9 protein-coding genes are annotated in these 18,800 nt (G+C 48.0%); 5 read left to right on the top strand and 4 right to left on the bottom strand.

All coding sequences use genetic code 11. From position 1 onward, the window contains the following. Nucleotides 1-532: 532 nt before the first annotated feature. Complete coding sequence (locus Q0991_RS23680; protein WP_299493312.1) at nt 533-730, top strand: hypothetical protein; 198 nt, start codon at nt 533-535, stop codon at nt 728-730. Between the two features lie 148 nt (nt 731-878). Beyond that, complete coding sequence (locus tag Q0991_RS23675; protein WP_299493310.1) at nt 879-2,027, top strand: DUF819 family protein; 1,149 nt, start codon at nt 879-881, stop codon at nt 2,025-2,027. An 80-nt stretch (nt 2,028-2,107) separates the two neighbouring features. Here the strand turns inward: Q0991_RS23675 and typA are convergent, their stop codons facing one another. Beyond that, nucleotides 2,108-3,901: a translational GTPase TypA gene (gene typA, locus Q0991_RS23670; RefSeq protein ID WP_299493308.1), complete on the bottom strand. Its 1,794-nt coding sequence runs from the start codon at nt 3,899-3,901 to the stop codon at nt 2,108-2,110. A gap of 216 nt (nt 3,902-4,117) precedes the next feature. On the opposite strand from typA, the gene Q0991_RS23665 reads away from it, so the two are divergent. The 3 genes from Q0991_RS23665 (at nt 4,118) to Q0991_RS23655 (ending at nt 10,159) form a co-directional block, all read left to right on the top strand. Then, nucleotides 4,118-8,224 (top strand): PAS domain-containing protein, encoded by a 4,107-nt coding sequence (locus Q0991_RS23665; protein ID WP_299493306.1) that lies wholly within the window; start codon nt 4,118-4,120, stop codon nt 8,222-8,224. 334 nt (nt 8,225-8,558) lie between these two features. After that, on the top strand, nt 8,559-9,587 hold the full coding sequence (locus tag Q0991_RS23660) for a PleD family two-component system response regulator (RefSeq protein WP_299493303.1): 1,029 nt from the start codon (nt 8,559-8,561) through the stop codon (nt 9,585-9,587). 134 nt (nt 9,588-9,721) lie between these two features. Further along, the gene (locus Q0991_RS23655; RefSeq protein ID WP_299493301.1) at nt 9,722-10,159 is read left to right on the top strand and encodes a secondary thiamine-phosphate synthase enzyme YjbQ; all 438 of its coding nucleotides are present in this window, start codon (nt 9,722-9,724) and stop codon (nt 10,157-10,159) included. Between the two features lie 12 nt (nt 10,160-10,171). On the opposite strand, the gene Q0991_RS23650 is transcribed toward Q0991_RS23655, so the two are convergent. The 3 genes from Q0991_RS23650 to Q0991_RS23640 all read right to left on the bottom strand — a co-directional run bounded on the left by Q0991_RS23650 (nt 10,172) and on the right by Q0991_RS23640 (nt 18,398). Beyond that, nucleotides 10,172-11,224 carry a Fe(3+) ABC transporter substrate-binding protein gene (locus tag Q0991_RS23650; protein WP_299493299.1) on the bottom strand — a complete coding sequence of 351 codons (1,053 nt, stop codon included), beginning with the start codon at nt 11,222-11,224 and terminating at the stop codon, nt 10,172-10,174. Between the two features lie 213 nt (nt 11,225-11,437). Further along, a complete protein-coding gene (locus Q0991_RS23645) occupies nt 11,438-13,162 on the bottom strand; it encodes a mechanosensitive ion channel domain-containing protein (RefSeq protein ID WP_299493297.1) in 1,725 nt (574 codons plus the stop codon). A 34-nt stretch (nt 13,163-13,196) separates the two neighbouring features. Continuing rightward, a complete protein-coding gene (locus tag Q0991_RS23640; protein WP_299493295.1) occupies nt 13,197-18,398 on the bottom strand; it encodes a translocation/assembly module TamB domain-containing protein in 5,202 nt (1,733 codons plus the stop codon). Nucleotides 18,399-18,800: the final 402 nt, after the last annotated feature.

Here is an 18,800-nt window from a genome sequence, read left to right as displayed (position 1 = left end):
GCCTTGAATAGGATTGATTTTAAGCAAGAAAGCGTAAGCTTCTTATTGCCTAGGAACAAATTTGGGCTGAATTAAACCTAGGTCAATAGGAAAAACTATTGTTAAATCTGAATCCCAATAATGGTGTGCAGTTGAGAAATTATTCATTCTTTTTTAACTGCTTTCTAAATTGAAATAATGGATTGAATTTAGAAATGCAGGTAAAAAATTAAATGAGAGAGGGAACAATACAGGCAACTTGAATCTCATGAATCTTGGAAGGCAGGAGAATAATTGCTGCTGTTATTTATGATGCCAAATGGCTTTATATAGCTGGTTTTGTCATGATTCAATACAGCACTAGTATTGCTCAAAATCGACTTTTTGTAAATTGATTGTGATGGACTTAGGTGTGAATCTACTTGAATTGCAGCAATTTATACATCAATGCTTGGTTTCTGGTGCCATCCTTGAACAAATTGTTTGACGGCTACCGTCGTTGCTATTTGAGATTCAAATTAATTGTATTCGTAACCTTTATCGGTCTATCTATATGAAAGCCCATCTACCTCTTGTTGGATTTACAGTTGTTGTTCTGGAATATGTTGGTTTTAAATTTGCTTTGTTAGTGGCAATGGTTAGAGGATTTTGGCCACCAGAAATGTGTCGAACGATAGATTTAGTCTTAATGTTTTTCGCTGTAATGGCAACATTATGGTTAGCCTCATTGCCAGTTCAGAAAAGTAATTAAAACTCTTAAGATTTTGCTTTTTTGGTGGTGAGAGAAGCAGGGCCAATGGCCAGTCATCCACCATAATGCAAGGAACTGTCATGGGGGTGCTCAAAGACCGATAGGATGTCCATAAGTTTCCTATCAGATCTGTCTTTCTCTGTGACTCATGCCCAATTCACTGATCGGTTCAGACCAAGATTTTGCATTGTGGGCAATCCTGATGTCTGCTGCCACGCTAGGCGTATGGGCTGAGCGTACAGCTTGGGGGGCTAGGATCTCGGGTGCTGTAACCACCCTGTTGGTAACCTTTATTCTGTCAAATCTTCGGATCATTCCTATTGGTGCTCCGACCTATGATGCCGTTTGGACGTATCTGGTCCCCTTTGCCATTCCACTCCTCCTTTTTCAAGCGGATTTACGGCGCATTGTCAGGGAAACAGGGCCGACCCTATTGGCATTTATGCTCGGTGCGATTGGCACTGTGCTGGGCACGATCGCAGCTTATCTGGTTCTGCCGTTGGGGGATGGAGGTTGGCAACTGGCTGCTGTATTTTGTGCCACCTATATTGGTGGATCCGTTAACTTTGCGGCTACGGCGGAAGCTGTAGGGCTGAGATCGGGAGATCTCCTCAGTGCAGGGGTAGCAGCGGACAACCTGGTGATGATGTTGTATTTTCTGTTGCTCTTTACCTTGCCTTCTATCGGCGGGTTAAACCGTTTTTACCGTCAGGGAGCGCGAACGAGCTTTGCCCCTGCCCCATTGGGAGCTGCGGTGTCTCCGGCGAGTAATGCGCTGCTACCGATGTGTGTTGCGTTGACTTTGAGTGCTCTTATTTGTGCAGCTGGCAAGGGAATCGCTACCTTTATCGGTATCCCAAGTGTGGCTATTTTGGTTATCACGATATTAATTGTGGCCTTGGCGACCCTGTTTGCTTCAGTGCTGAGTCGACTGTCTGTGGCAGAAACTCTGGGCAAGCTACTGATGCAAATTTTTTTTGCTGCCATTGGAGCGAGTGCCAATATTGGGGTTGTGCTTCAGGTGGGACCCATCTTATTCCTAATGGCGGCATTGATTTTGACCCTGCATCTACTGTTCTTGTTGGGGGCGGGTTGGCTATTTCGCCTCAATCTTGTGGAAATAGCAGTTGCCTCAAATGCCAATACGGGTGGACCAACGACAGCGGCAGCGATGGCTACGGCTCGACGGTGGGATCGATTGGTCACCCCAGCCATTCTGTGTGGCACCTTGGGATATGCGATGGCGACGTTTATCGGTGTTGGGTTGGGAAATGTTCTGCGTAGTTGGGGGGGATAGGATTCAGGCAATCTTATCAGCGGGCAGAGAAAGCCTTGTGTGGGTCAAGCGTTTCTCTGCTCTGTATTCAGGGCGAATGTTTAGCGTTTGGCCAACTTCTTCTTCTCCAGTTTTCGGAGACGCACCGATTCCGGGGTCACTTCTACCAGTTCGTCAGAACCGATATATTCCAGGGCCCGCTCCAAACTCATATCGACGGGGGCCTGCAACTGCACCAACTCATCCCCTGTGGAACTCCGGTGGTTGGTCAGGTGTTTTGTTTTACAAACATTGAGGTCTAGATTTTGAGGGCGGTTATGTTCACCGACAATCATGCCCTTGTAAACTTTGACGCCAGGTTCAATAAAGAAGGACCCCCGATCCTCGGCATTCTTGAGGGCATAGAAGGTCGCAGTTCCTTCTTCAAAGGCAACAATCACACCATTCCGGCGAGATGAAATATCCCCTGCCATTTCTCGGTAGTCCAGGAAACTGTGGTTCATAATGCCATCCCCTCGGGTAAGGCGCATAAATTCACCACGGAAGCCAATTAAGCCCCGAGCTGGAATGACAAATTCAAGTTGAGTTCGGCCATTACTGACCTGCATATCCTGCATCTCACCCCGTCGCTGCCCCAACCGTTCGATACAGCCACCCACTGCCTCTTCCGGCACATCCAACACCAGGTACTCATAGGGTTCGCAAGGTTGGCCATTCGCTTCACGATAGATTACCTGAGGTTGAGAAACCTGGAACTCATAGCCTTCTCGGCGCATGGTTTCAATTAAGATGCCTAGGTGGAGTTCCCCCCGACCGGAGACGGCAAAGCGATCTGGGGAGTCTGTTTCTTCTACTCGCAGGGCAACATTGGTTTCCAGTTCCCGCATCAGGCGATCGCGAAGCTGTCTCGACGTCACAAAATCTCCTTCTTGACCGGCAAAAGGCGAATCATTGACGCAAAAGGTCATTTGCAGGGTCGGCTCATCCACCTTAATTAGCGGCAAGGCCTGAGGCTCATTGGGACAGGTAATGGTTTCACCGATATTGGCATTGGCAAACCCTGCGATCGCAACAATGTTACCGGCAGAAGCAGTCTCTAACTCTACGCGCCTAAGCCCTTCAAAGCCCATCAGCTTACTGACTTTGGCCTTGATCATCTCCCCCTTATCGTTGATTAAAGCCGCCTGCTGTCCCATCTTGAGGGTGCCGTTGTGAATCTTGCCAATCACAATTCGACCCAGATAATCGGAATAATCCAGGGTGGTCACCTGGAGCTGGAGAGGCTTCTCGGGATCGCCAACAGGAGGTGGAACATGGTGAAGGAAGGACTCAAACAGGGGTTTCATATCTTCACCAGGGGCATCTAAATCTTCTTTGGCATAGCCATCTAACCCTGAGGCAAATAGATAGGGAAAATCACATTGATCATCATCGGCCCCCAGTTCGATAAAGAGGTCCAACACTTTATCCACCGCGCCGTGGGGGTCGGCTTGCGGGCGGTCAATCTTATTCACCAGCACGATCGGTCGCAAGCCCTTTTCCAAGGCTTTTTTCAACACAAATCGGGTTTGGGGCATGGGGCCTTCGTTGGCGTCTACAATCAGCAGACAACCATCAACCATGCCCAGGACCCGTTCAACTTCTCCCCCAAAGTCGGCGTGACCCGGGGTATCGACGATATTAATTAAAGTCTCTTTGTAGGTCACCGCCGTATTTTTGGACAAAATGGTAATGCCTCGCTCCCGTTCCAGATCGTTGGAATCCATAACGCAATCGGGAATATCTTCTCCTTCCCGGAAGGTCCCAGCTTGCTTTAGCAGGGCATCAACCAGGGTCGTTTTGCCATGATCAACGTGGGCGATAATGGCGACGTTACGAATGGGAAGGAGCGTCATACTAGGTTCCAGGAGTAAAGAAGTTGGATAGAAATTGAGTGGACAAACCTGCAGGGATATCCCTCTTGAGGTTGAGAAAACTTCAAAATTATTTAACAATTTTAGACTGATTCTGCCCAAATCGGCTGGGAGATGATCCAGACTGCTCGTCTACAAGGCGATGAAATGGGACTAATCTGGGCAGTCTAAAGTCAGTGATTGATGGCCATCTGTTCTGTGAGTTCTTCATTATCCTCGGGAGTTACGCCTGCTGAGCTGGCTATATTGAATCGGTTATCCACTCCGGTCTGGATCTTTGATATTGAACAGATGCGGATGTGGTGGGCCAATACAGCAGCGTTAGGGTTGTGGAATGCCAACAACTTAGAAGAACTCCTACACCGAGATTGGAGCGATTATTCTGAATCGACTGTGATCCGATTGCAGTCTTATCTACATCAATTTGAACAGGGAGAATCCATTACGGAGCAATGGACCTTCTATCCGAAAGGGGGGGCGGCAGTCTCTGTGCGCTGTGTTTTTTCTGGCATTGCCATAGAATCGGGGCGGCTAGCCATGTTGGCCGAAGGCGTGACCGACGCCCTAGAGCAAGTAGATGTGGATAGCCTCTGCTCCTTAGAAGCCCTCCGACATACCACGGTCATGATCTCCCTATACGATCTGGAGGGTCGGGCGATTCTCCAGAATCCTGCGGCCTTGCAGTGCTATGGAGATGAGGTGCACTTGGCCCCCCAGCCCACCTTTGCCCATCGATTTCAGGACTCAGATTTGGCCCATCAGGCGATGGCGATGGTCCAGGCGGGAGATGTCTTTAGTGTTGAGGTCCAGGTGACAACGCTTCAAGGACTGGAATGGCACGGTATAGATGTGCGCGGGACCCAAAATCCTCATACGGGAGGGCTCGCTTTACTGGTCAACGAAAAAAATATTAGCGATCGCAAACGCGCAGAAATCTCCCTCAACCAGCTTTTACGCCAAGAACAACAGCGAACCTATGCGGAACTCCAGCGCACCCAAACCGATCTCCAAAAGTCTCAGCAGTTGTTGCAATTGATTTTGGATACGATTCCCCAAGCCATTTTCTGGAAAGATCGGGAGTCCACCTATCTGGGCTGCAATATGGCCTTTGCCGAGGATGCTGGCTTGTCCGATCCCAACGATATTGTGGGCTTGACGGATTATGATTTGCCCTGGTCGCAGGCAGAAGCAGATTGGTATCGCCAGTGCGATCGCAAGGTCATGACCCACAACGCGCCGGAGTCTCGAATCGTTGAATCACAAATTCAAGCAGATGGACGCCAGGCTTGGTTGGAAACTAGTAAGCTCCCACTGTTCAACAGCCAACAAGACGTGGTTGGCATCCTGGGACTCTACGAAGATATCACCGAAAGTCAACGGCCCAAAGAAGCTCTGCGACTTATTTTGGAAGGAACCGCCACAAAAGTGGGTGAAGAATTCTTTCGCACCTGCACTCGGGCATTAGCGGGTGCCCTGCGGGTTCGTTACGCCATGATTACCAAGCGGGTGGGCGGGGCTAAGGATCGAGTTCAAACCTTGGCCTTCTGGCAAGGGGATCATTTCGGGGACAACATCGAGTATCGCTTAGAAGATTCCCCTTGCCAAGCGGTTATTGCTGGAGAAACTTGTATCTACCTAGATTCTATCCAGCAGCATTATCCCCATGATGCCAACTTAGTCTCGCTGGACGCTGAAAGTTATATTGGACTGCCCATTTTGAATGCTGCAGGTCAGGTGTTAGGGCATTTGGCCATCATAGACACTGCTCCTTTGGCAAATATTTCTGAGTATGAGATGATTCTGCAAATCTTCGCCGCCCGAGCAGCAGCAGAAATTGAACGTCTACAAGCTCAGCAAGCTCTAGAACTCGCTCAATACAGTCTCGAGAAAGCCAACGACAGCATCTTTCTCTTTGATCACAACGGAAAATTTCTCTATATCAATAATCGCGCCTGTCAGCAGTTGCATTACACGAAAGCAGAACTGCAAAGCATGCATGTCTGGGATATTGATCCATTGTTCTCTCCGACTCAATTGAGAGAGCACTTAGAGCAGTTGATCATCGATCGATCTCAAAGCTTTGAGGGAATACACAGAACGAAAGCTGGCCGAGATATCCCGGTTGAAATTACCTCAACCCACTTTTGCTTCAAAGATCAAGACCTTTTCTGTGCTATAGCCCGCGATATCACCGAACGTAAACAAACGGCAATACTGTTAGAAAAACAAATCCAGCGAGAAATGCTGTTGCGGGATATCACCGCAGACATTCGAGAAAGTTTGGACTCAGCCAAAATTCTGGCTACAGCGGTGCAAATGATTGGTGAAGTATTTGGGGTGAGTCGATGTCATATTCATAGTTACACGGCTGGACCAACTGAACAATTCCCCATTGTGGCTGAATATCTGGAACCAGGTTGTGATTCCATGTTGGGGGTCAATATCCCTGTGGATAAATTGCCCCATGCCCAACAGGTGCTTTCCCAAGAAAAAGCCCTGGTTACAGCTAACGTCTATACCGATCCCCTCATTACGACTGCTATCCCAGACGATCGACGTATCCAACTTAAATCTCTGCTGGCGGTTCGGACCTCCTACCAAGGACATCCCAACGGAGCAATTGTGCTTCAGCATTGTCGACAGCGAATGAGTCGTCAGGAATTTTTACAGTTGTCCCCCACAGACCAAGTAGGCTTAGTCCATCAGTGGACCTCAGATGAAATAGAACTCCTAGAAGCGGTTGCCAATCAAGTGGGAATTGCCCTAGCCCACGCAAAACTCTTGGAACAAGAACAAGCCCAAAGTCAACAATTGTCTCAGCAAAATCAGGAACTCTTACTCGCTAAAAAGGATGCAGAAGCTGCCAATAGGGCCAAAAGTGAATTTTTAGCCAACATGAGCCACGAATTGCGGACACCGCTGAATGGCATCTTGGGATATGCTCAAATCCTGAAGCGTTCTCCCTCAATGAATACCCAAGATCAGAAGGGAATTCAGGTTATCCATCAATGTGGTCAACATCTGCTCACCCTAATTGAAGATTTGTTGGATGTCGCTAAAATCGAGGCTCAAAGACTGGGGCTTGCTCCCGAAGCACTCCATCTCCCTGGCTTACTCACAAATGTTACTGAAGTATTCCACATCAAAGCCCTAGAGAAAGGGATTGAACTGTACCCAGACTTTGCCCCTAACTTACCGACTGGAATTGAAGCGGATCCCAAACGGTTACGCCAGATTCTGATAAATATCCTGAGCAATGCTGTGAAATTCACCGATCAAGGGACTGTCATCTTCAAGGTTTCTCTAGCATCTGAAGGCCCGCCTCTTAAGGGGCAGGCTCTCAATAAAACAGCGAACCCTGTTCAATCCATTCTCTTTGAAGTCATCGATACGGGAATTGGGATTGCATCAGATGAATTGCCTAAGATTTTCTTGCCCTTTGAACAGGTGGGCCAGGCGAGCAAACATCATCAAGGCACCGGTCTGGGGTTAGCCATTAGCCATAACCTAACCCAGATGATGGGGGGCTCGTTATCTGTCACGAGTCAGCCTGGTAAAGGCAGTGTCTTCTCATTAACACTGGATTTTCCTGTCGTCCAACTCGATCAGTCTCTAGCCGAACTCGACAACCATAACAACCTTTCTGGATATAGTGGTCAGACTCGTAGGCTTTTGATCGTCGACGATCATTTAGAAACTTGCGCCGGACTGATTGACTTACTCACGGACCTTGGGTTTGAAGTTTATACGGCTAGGAATGGCCAGGAGGGATTAGACATTGCTTTAATGTGCCAACCTGATCTGATTATTTCTGACCTAATGATGCCGAATCAGGATGGTTGTAAAATGACCCAAGCAATCCGCCAAACTTTATCCATCCAGGGCATTCCGATTATCATGTCTTCAGCAAGTGTGTCTCATTTGGATCAAGCCCGGAGTTTGGAGGCAGGCTGCGACGATTTTCTGGCTAAACCGGTACAAGTCGGTGCCTTGCTTAAGAAACTACAGGATTTTCTAGATTTTGAATGGGTTGAGAAACCTGATAATGAGGGCAATACGGATCGGCAACATCAGCCTCTTTCTCTGCAGCCAATGCGTTGTCCTTCTCAAGCAACCATAGTGCAACTCACAGATCTGGCGAATAAAGGGAGTGTTTTCGAGATCATAGATCAACTATCCGCCCTTCAATCAGCGAACCCACAATATAATGACTTTTGCCAGAAAATCTTAGATTGGTCAGAAAAGTTTGAAATTAACAATATTCAAGCGTTCTTACAGGAAGTTGCTGACGAAGAGCATTTCTAATGCTGTTCCGTTACGGCTAAATTCGCAAATGAAGACTTGAGTTGTGCTGTGCTGGGACAATCCTACTTGTTGTCGCCATCTCACTGACCGATGGCGATTCAGTAAAGGCAATGGCAGGCGCTAGTCGTTGTGGCCCGATACACAAAAATTCTCAATTCTTGGGTTGAGCTCAAATATATTTAGTCCATTGTGGGTTATTCCCAATTTAGGTAATTTCTCGGAGTTTGCGAATTCTATGGGCCATCACAATAGAAACATTTAGTTGTAGATTTGTTAGCAGCGATGCACACGGATATACCATGTGGTCACGTGGGCTTAGTCTGTTTTACCTGATATGTCTGATTCCCAACAGTCTGTCAATATCCTTATTGTTGATGATGTGCCGACGAACCTATCGATCTTGGCCCAAACCCTAAGAGATCAAGGGTTTACCGTTTGGGTCGCGAAAAGTGGTAATAAGGCTTTGAAACAGCTGTCCCACGCCTTGCCGGATTTGATTCTACTCGATATTCAAATGCCTGGGATGGATGGTCTGGAAACCTGCGCAAGGTTAAAAGCGGATCCACGAACCGCTGATATTCCGGTCATCTTTATGACTGCTCTGGGCGATCAAGTGAACAAGGTGAAAGGGCTATCATTAGGCGCAGTTGACTATATCACAAAGCCTTTCGAAGAAGCGGAAGTTTTAGCACGAGTGAGGGTGCATTTAAGCTTACGGGATTTGACCCTGAAGCTACAGCGAGAAATTGAAGTGCGCAAACGCACAGAAGCGAAACTGGCCGAGGCCAATGCCTCTCTCCATCGCCTTGCCCATGTAGATGGTTTGACTCAGGTGGCCAACCGATATCGATTTGATCAAGAAATAGAGCAAGCTTGGAGGCGGCTTCAGCGAGAACATCAAATGCTGTCCTTAATTTTGTGTGATGTCGATCATTTCAAACGATTTAATGATCACTATGGTCACCAAGCGGGGGACGATTGTTTGCGCCAAGTCGCCCAAGCCATCCAAAAGGCGGTCCATCGACCAGATGATTTGGTGGCTCGCTATGGGGGAGAAGAGTTCGCAATTGTTTTGCCGTCTACCCCAGCCCAAGGGGCCGTAAAAGTTGCCATCGCAATTTGTTCAGAAGTGCTAAATTTGCAGATTCCCCACGAGGTTTCGTCCGTAAGCCAATACATTACTCTGAGCCTGGGGATTGCAACAGTTATCCCCCAAGCAGAGCAAGAAATCGACACCTTGATTGAACTCACCGACCAAGCGCTATATCAAGCGAAAGCAGAAGGACGGAATATGTATTGCTATCAAGACCTCTCACAACAGCCCCCTTCCTTAACTTGTTCACCCACTTCAATACTTCCGTGATCTGGATAGCTCTAAGCTAAGGATTTTGACTGCAGAGTTCACAGCGCTCTATCCGTCTTTTCTAGTCAGAAGGCGATTTGTGGCGAGATGAAAACGGTGTATCTTAAACGAGTGGCTCTTTTCTGATGCATCCCATGGTCGTTGTTCATACATTGCTGAATTTGGAAACAGCTCAAGGGATGGGTATCTACAATTTATCTCCAGAGATCCAAACGTTTATAGATGCTCACTCAGTTCAAAATGGTCAAATCCTGATCTGTTCTCGCCATACTACTACTGCCCTGGCGATCAATGAGTTTGAAGAGCGACTCCTTGAGGACATTAAAGTTTATTTACGCAAGCTTGCTCCTGCGAATCAGCGTTATCTGCATAATGATCTTCATTTGCGGGATGTTCCAGAAAATGAACCAAAGAATGCTCATTCTCACTTAATGGCAATTACCCTTTCATCCAGTGAAGTTGTTCCCATCATCTCCGGGAAGTTAGCACTCGGGACCTACCAATCTATTCTTTTGTTCGAACTGGATGGTCCTCGTCAGCGAACTGTTTCGTTGCAAATAATGGGTGAGTAAACCTTAGCCAAATTATGGCCATCCGGCTCTATCTGCAATTTTTGTGGCTTCGGGATTGTTGCGACCATAGGCACTGACATTAATGGTGTCTGATTTGAATTCGCCATACTGCTTGAGGGCTGGTGAGGCTTCTACACCAATTACTGCAGGATATTCGTTGTTAGCATCTGCAAAGATTTTTTGAGCTTCGGGGCTGGTCAAGTATTCCATAAATGCGATCGCATGCTCTTTATGGGGGGCATTTGCAACAACACCTGCCCCACTGATATTGACGTGGGTTCCTCTGTCATCCTGATTGGGGAAAAAGACCCCAACTTTTTCAGTAATCGCTTGGTTCTTAGGATTTTTGGATTGGGCTAAACGAGCCACATAGTAATGATTCACAATGGCGACGTCGCATTGACCAGCGGCCACAGCCTTGATTTGGTCAACATCCCCTCCTTTGGGGGGCCGTGCTAAGTTGGCGACTAATCCTTTTGCCCAGGCTTCGGTTTCCGTTTCTCCTTTCGATTCAATAAAGGATCCTAGGAGAGATTGATTATAGATATTGTTGGAACTGCGGATACACACCCTTCCTTTCCAGGCAGGCTCAGTCAGAGCTTCATAAGTCGAAAGTTCCGTAGGCTTGACCTTGGATTTGTTATAGACCAACATGCGCACCCGCTTAGTCAGACCAAACCATAGGCCATCAGGGTGGCGGAGATTCTCTGGAATTTTTTCGTTGAGGGTGTTGGAACTAATTGGTTGCAGCAGCTTAGATTGCTCGGCCCGCCACAAACGACCCGCATCTACCGTAATTAAGACATCTGCTTGGGGGCTATTACTTTCATTCTTAATGCGTTCTAGCAGCTCATTGTCTTTACTCTCTAGCAGCTTGACCTCGATCCCAGTCTGTTTGGTGAAATCTTGATACAAGGCACGGTCAGTATCATAGTGTCGTGCAGAGTATACACTGACAACTTTGCTGTCACCGCTCGTTTGGGGATTTTGATTGGTACATCCGCTAGCTAAGGTCAGTAGGCTGACTGCGCTGATGACTGAGGCTTTGGAAAGATTAGTAACCATCTAAGCTTAGGTATTTAATGAAAAATATTCTTATTTAGAAATCCAGTCCTCACGCTATCCGAGTCCGTTCACTTGTGTCAAGTAGACTGACCATGATGTTGGCAAAGTCGGGCCTCAAAATACTTTCAGAAAACGGCCATACTTCTATTGGATCAACCTGGCCTATACAGGGCCAAAACTGTTTGGCAATATTCTGATGGCAAGGAGCATCAATTAGCGATTCCCATCCTCTGGGTGGGTAGAATTTATCGTTTCAGCCGCATTAGTCTCTGAAACAATTCCTGTTGGAGACTGCTGCTGCAACCAAACTGCTAAATTTTGAGAGAGTTGGGTCAAGGACGTCATTAACGGTTCTGGCAGATCTAAGGGTAACTTGCCAGACCGAACATGTAGATCTCGCTGTGGAAAGGGAATTTCGATGTCTCGGTGGCGCAAAATAGTCTCAATTCTGAAATTCAGATCGCTCTTGATTGCAAACTGTTTTTCGGGCTCATCGATCCACACCAGCAGTAAAAAATCTAATGAGCTATCACCAAACTCAGTGAAAAATACTCGGGGGGGTGGATCATTGAGCACTGAACCATAGTCAGACACTGCGTCCATCAGCGCTTCTCTGACCTGTTTTGGGTTAGTGCCATAGGCAACGCCTACCGGGATTTGCAGACGGGAAATGGAGGTACCATGATCCCAATTCACCACCTCAGATTCTAAAAACTCCGAATTAGGAACAATGATAGAGACTTGATCCAGGGTGCGTATCTCCGTGCTGCGGACATTAATCCGCTCGACTGTCCCTTGGTAATCTCCTACCTTCACAAAGTCCCCTACCTTAATGGGTTGCTCAAAAATCAGAACCATCCCACTAATAAAGTTCTTGGCAAACCCTTGCAGCCCTAGACCAATCCCCACCCCCAGGACGCTTGCAAAAACCGTTAAGGAACTCAGGTCAAATCCCCAAAGCTGCAATAACACCATGGCGCCGATGAATAGCAAAACATAGTTGGCGACAAAAGCTACGGCTTCTTGGGCCCCTCGATTCAATCCTGTGGCTCCTAACACGCGCGATCGCAACAAATGCTGCACCGTTTTAGCCAAATTCATCAACCCGGCCAGTAAAAGCAGAAGCAATGCGACGTCCAAAACGGAATAAGATTTTTCGCCTGCAGGGATAAACGGCGTTGAAAAGGTTTGAACGAGAGCATTGATGAATAAATAGATGCCGTTGCGGGTCCAGGGAAACAATCCACAAATAAAGCCAATTGTGACCACCCACAGGGTAATCCGCAGACAAAAGAAGATGACTTTTAGCAGAAATCTCAGGCTTTGAGGCTGATCTCCCGTTGTCGGATCGACCGTCGCTTGAGGCAAGAGCTTGAATAGCTTTTGGCGCCAAAACCATCCCATCCCCCAGTGGGCAATTAACGCTAACAAGAGGCATAGGGCACCAATAGCAATTAACCGCCAAAGATTCGCTCGCTCATCCTGGCCCCGATCAATGGCCTGTTGCAATTTTTTTTGCCAAGTTCTGGCCGTCACTACTGGGGTAGATCCCTTAGCATCCTGACGATTGACCGTTAATAAATACAAGGGCTGTTGAGTTCCTACATCAACTTTCAGAACGGGTAAGTCCTCAGAAAAATCTATCGTGACCTGGGCTTGGGTAGATGCACTGACCAAATCCTGTAAGCGTCGGTTAACTTCTTTAACCCGATCCTCAGCCGGAAATTCTTTTGAAGAACTCAATTCAAACAACGGAATGCCATCGACTTCTACCGTTTCTGTTGCAAACGTCTGAGCAACAACGGAATGGGGACGGGGAGGGCTGAAGAGAATTAAGCTTGCGGTTAGAAGGGCAAGACAGCCCCAACGCCACAAACGTCGATAAGCGTTCGCCCTCAAGAGTCGGGAGCGCCAGGGGAGCAGTCGGTTGAAAAACATGGCGGTCTACTGAAAACAGCTATTGTACCGAGGATTAGAAACGAATTCGATATTCCAGAACGCCAACCGCTTCTCCATCACTACTGACTGAAGTTCTAGCTCTTAGTTGATTGTTGATCTCGTAGCTTAAATTAAAGAGGGTCGGCTCATCTACCCCTGTTAGAATTTGCAAAACTGAGGCAGAAAAGCGATCGGTGATGTCATAGCCCAATTCTGCTCCAAACGCGAGCACTGAACTCTGATTGTTATTCTGATTGGGGAGGAGAACGGGAAAGGCTCTAAAGCTTGCGCGACTCCCCAAGGCATCATTGATAGCTTGCTGTATGCTCGAAAAGGCAGCAGAGCTAGCAATATTGGCGGCTGCTTGAGTTGCTTGACCATCCTGGAGTGATCGATCAATCCCCCCACCCAGCAAAGCAATAAGTTGAGGGGTGGTTCGACTGGGTCGGCTACTCAGGGTAACCACATCATCAAATTTGGCCAGGAGTTCACTGGCCCGTCCATCGACTGCCGCCCTAACTTTGACCGATTGGACTGAACCAATGGCGCTGGAGGGCAATTCGGCAAACTCATTAAGATCTGTGTTTGAGGCTTGGACCACTTCGGTGACAGTGGTTTTCATACCGATATTCAGATAGGGATCTAAGCCGAATCGAGAGTCAAACGCTGCATAGTTCTCTCGCCTCGGATCGACACTAAAGAGGGTCGTCACCAGATTAATGGATCCTTTGCGAAAGCGAACAACGCCATCCGCCAAAGGCTTGTCCACAGAACCATTGATGGTGAGGTCACCATTAGCAATAAAGCTGAGGACGGGGGGTTGCGAAATTTTGACATTATCGCCAATTTGAACCACTAAATTGTTGAAGGAAAGCGGACTGCCTGTCGTGGGAGTTGCGCCTGGAGAGGGGCTCTGAGCGGCATTCGCATTGGCTAATTTAACCTTACCGTTGGAGAGTTGTAGCTTTCCACTCACGAGCGGTTGAAAAACACTCCCCTGAACAGCAATGGCACCCTTTACCCCGCCCTGATAGAGTTCCTGAACATTCAAGTCTAAATCTGCCAATTTGACTGCTAGGGCCTGCTGATTTGAAGGTTCGAAAATCGGCAGACTGCCGGTGGCTTCTAACTGGCCTTCGTCAATGTTGGCGGACAAGCGCGGAATAGTCACTAAATTGCGATCAAACTGGATGGTGCCGTTGAGTTGGGTGAGGGGTTGTTTTAGGGCAGCGGCTTGCAGTTTGGCATCTTGAAAACGGACCGTACCGTCTACAATCGGCTGATCAATCGTGCCTTTAACCTGCACATCCAGCGCACCCTTGCCGCCCTTCCACGCCACTTGGTCGGTAAATAAGCTCAGTAGAGACAAGCCATCATCTCGAATATTCGCGGTCAGAGAGACTTGATCTGTGGTGGGAGTTACAGACGAGAAAAAGGGCGCATAGGGGACTTCACCTTTAAGAATCAACGGTTGAGAGCCGTTAATGCGAGCCTGACTGTCTATTTTCAGGAGTGCTTGCTTATAACTCAGCTTGGTCTGAGCGCGATTAATGACGGAGTCCTCTAAACGTCCCTCTATCAGTTCAAACTGGCCGTCTAGTTGAGGATTATCCAAGTTGCCAGCCAAGTCGAGGGTGCCATTGAGTTTACCGGTGACTTTAACCGGCAAGTCTAAGAAAGGATTAATGGGTTCGACCGAGACATTTTGGAGCTGGAGTCGGCCCGATTGGTAAGTGCTGCCTAACTGTCCTTGAAAGGCCAATAAACTCTCCCCTGATTGAATCCGCAGGGGCTGCAAACTCAGGAGACCCTCTTCCAGTTTCCCTTTGACAATCAGCTGTTCAATGCTGTACAAGCCCAGATTAAACGCTTGTCCACGGATATCAAAATCTGCGTTGACTCCCGTTTTGACCGAGCCTGCAAAGTCAATTTGGCCGCCAAATTGCCCGGTTAAGCCATCTAAGGCGAACAAACTTTGCTCTTGTTGGTTGGCCTGGAGAATGGCTAATTGCTGAATTTCTGAGAATCGACGAAGTTGAGTCAGTAAGGGACCATTAACGCCCACTGGAATCGTTTGTAGATCGGCTGCGGTCCCATAAACTTTGGGGGGGGCTGCTCCTAAGGTTGTAAAATCAATCGCTTGGGACACGGCAACCACATCGGCAATATCCCCTTTGGTGATGGCTAAATTGCCCGAATATTTGGGATTATCGCTAGGAATAAACGTCGCATTCAGGATATATTGGCTCTCGTCTTTCAGCAAGGTTCCTTGGCTTAGGCTGGCGATGCCATCCCGATAGCGAATTTTGCCTGTCAGGGTTTGGGCTTGGATTTGATTGAGGGCCGGTTGATCAACTGCAAAGTTGCCCTCTAGGGTCTGCTGCTTTAAATTGGCTTTAAATTGCCCAGAAGCAATTCCAGAGACAGTTCCTAAACCTAAATTAGCGATGGAACCTAAATTAAAGGCTTGCAGTGGAAATTGTTGCACCTCTGCCTGGAGGATATTGCCTTGCGTGGTGCCTTTGGCTAACGCCTGATCTCTGCGAATCAGGAATGAATTAGGTAGGAATTGAGAATTGAGGGAGACATTGATGCGATCGCGCTCCCCTCCCACATCCATCTCAACCCCTTGGCCAAAGGCCAAATTACCTTTCATGATCGGCTCAAACCGGAACTGAGATACCGCCAGATCCTCTAACTGGAGAGTCGCCACTAAATTGGGCGCTTCAGGCGTCCCGGTGATGCGCCCAGTGAGATCGGCCTGTCCGGTTAGAGGGATGGCAGTGGGTCCTAACGCCGCTAGCGTTCGTAAATCATAATCGTCCGCCTTGATATTGAGATCCAAGGCCGTAATTTGCGGGCCTTGGGGGGTCTGTAAATCAGCATCAATGGTTCCATCTGCTCGGAACCCTTTTGCCGTCGCTGACTGCACCACAACCTGACGCCCCGTCCATCGGAATCGAGCATCCAGCGGCTGTTCAATCAACGAAATGCCCTGGGAAAAATTGACTTGGCCTTGCGCCCGCAGGGTATCGGTACTCAGCGCAGCAATCGGGCCATTGAGGGCGACAGTACCACTCAAAGCGCCCTTTAAGTCGGTAGAAAAGGTAGACAGGCCAATACCCGCTAGTCTGACATCAGCCTTTAGATCGTGCTGATCAAAATACCCATCCAGTCGAGCAGTCCCGCCTGCCACCTGAGCCACAATATTATCTAGGCGAGTAATTCCTTTCCGTAATCGCATTTCGCCATTGGTAGGGTAGGTGGCACGCGGCACTTGAAAGGCAATTTGAGTGCGTAAATCTTCGGGTTGTCCTCGGACTTGGGTCTGAGCGTTAATCGGACCAATAGTTAAGCCGGAGGGCACCTCATATAGGGATGCAATTTCATCGCCTGGCAACCCCACAACATCGACATCCGCTACCAGATCTGCCCCTGGCAATAGGTTGTAGCGGGCCGTGCCCGTAATCTCGCCCCCTGCTTCAGGGACTGCCAAGATACGGGTGACCTTCAAAGATGGATTATCTAACGTGAACTGGGCTTTGATCGTCTCAAAGGGGACTCGATCAATCTGGGTGCCAGAGGCCATCACGACTTCCCCAGAGATAAATGGCCGATTAATTGGGCCGGTAATTCGAATTTCTGGGATACTCACCTCACCCACAAGGGGGACAGGCAATGCAGGTACTTCTAAGGACGCGAGGGCAGTATTGACATCCAGGCCAGGGATACGAGCAGATAGATCATAGCCTCGATCAATATCAATCGAACCTTTGGCGGCAACGGGAACTTGATCATACCGAGCGGTCACCCCTTCTAAGGTGGCGGTTAACCCCCTTAAGCGGATAAAACCATTGGCATCATAAAACGACTTAGGAAGACCAATGAGTTGAGCATCAATATCTTTCATGCGAGCAGTGCCGCGCATGCTGGGTCGTTTGGTCTGATCTAGATATAAAGTGACATTGGCATCCACCAGACCCGAGCGAATCGCCACCGGCGTTTGAAACGCCCGATCAAAAATAGGGGCAAATACATTTTGGGCCAATATTGAGACTTTAATCTTTTTTAAATCCAGGGTCGTTTCACCTTTAGTTCGTAATCTTCCCCCGCTAGCAATGGTGCCTCGGGCCTCAAATTGCAAGCGTTCTTGCTCCTTTAGGAAGGTTAAGGTGCCATTTGTGCGACGAAGCTGCTGACGCTTAGAACGCCCATTTTGAAACAGTAAATTTTCAGGAACATGTAGATCTGCCGATCGAAACTGGGCGTCTCCCCCGACCTTGGGAAGTTGCTGATCAGGCGAATATTCGACCTCTAATTCTCCCTGAAATTCTTTTGCCTTTACCCAAATATTCTGTTCAGGGACCCGAATATCTGCATCTTTAACTTCAGTAATGCCACTTAATAGAATGGGCTCTTGGGGTTGATACTTGAGCTTAAAGTCTCCATCCACTTCGCCAGAACGAACTTGAATCGGGATATTAGTTGGTACAAACCCCATTAAAGGCGTAATTTGAACTTGCTTTGCCTTGACATCTAACTTCAATGTTTGGTTAGGCTGCAACCACTCCCCTTTGAGTCTGGCTTTGCCACCAGAGTCCAGAGTCCCATTCCCCTCAACCTTCAGCTTCTCGTTATTGTCATGGAGCGTAAGGGTGCCTTTTAAATCCGACAGGGTTCGTGCTTCTGCACCATAGGGATCAATCACCGCTTCTCCCCCATCAACACTGAGGGAATCAAGCTGAATTTTGACTAAGCCTTCAGAATCTTCTTGGGTAAGGGTGGTTGAAATCCATTCGCCATCCGCTGTTTGGTCAAGATAGAGTTCCGCATCAACCAGCGTGACGTCTAAATTGAGTGTTCGAGTCCATAAGGTTTTCCAGACATCGAATTGAACATTGACCGCTTGAACACTGCCAGCATCCTTATCTTCGATTGTGCGACCGTTACGCTCGTAGGAATGAGCAGGGACTGAAGACGGCCCAAACTGTAATCCTGTGAGTGAATAGCTTTGGACATCGCCCAATAGCACTGGGCGGTTAAGAGATTTGCTGAGTTCCTTTGCGATCTGAGGGGCAAGCTCTTTGTTAATAAAGCCTAAGAGTCGCCAACCCACCCCGATCAAAATTGCGACTAGTACGAGGGCTGTGCCTATCACTGGGCGACTAAACAGAATCAGCCAGAGGCGGCGGAATGGTCGTGGAGAGCGGTCTCCACCAGATGGTTCTTGAGGCATGAGCTTTTAGCTGCCGACTAAATCACAAAATTTACGGTTGCAAGACTCAATGGTTGTATTGCAGATTACCACTCGAAGGGCCAATTAGAACGAAACCTAAATCACATATTGATTTGAAAAACTAAACTCACTCAGACCCCCGTAGCTTAGAGATTGGGGAGATGAAGCGCATCTATCGGAAGAAAGAAATTGGAAGAGGTGACACAATCCCTACCGTACTAAACAGGATGCGATCGCAAAGCCTCAATCAATTGTAGACGCAAAAGATTGTTCTGTTTACTGATGATTTTAAAGGTAATCAATTATTAATAAGACTTTCAATTTGCCTGCAAGAAAGGTCAGAGACCTTGGACAAGCTCTCCATAAATGAACTTAACAGGGAAGAATGAAACATCCCAATAG

This window comes from Acaryochloris sp. IP29b_bin.137, from assembly GCF_028285745.1.
In the GTDB taxonomy this organism is placed as follows: Bacteria; Cyanobacteriota; Cyanobacteriia; order Thermosynechococcales; family Thermosynechococcaceae; genus Acaryochloris.
This window is presented reverse-complemented; position numbering and strand designations above follow the sequence as displayed.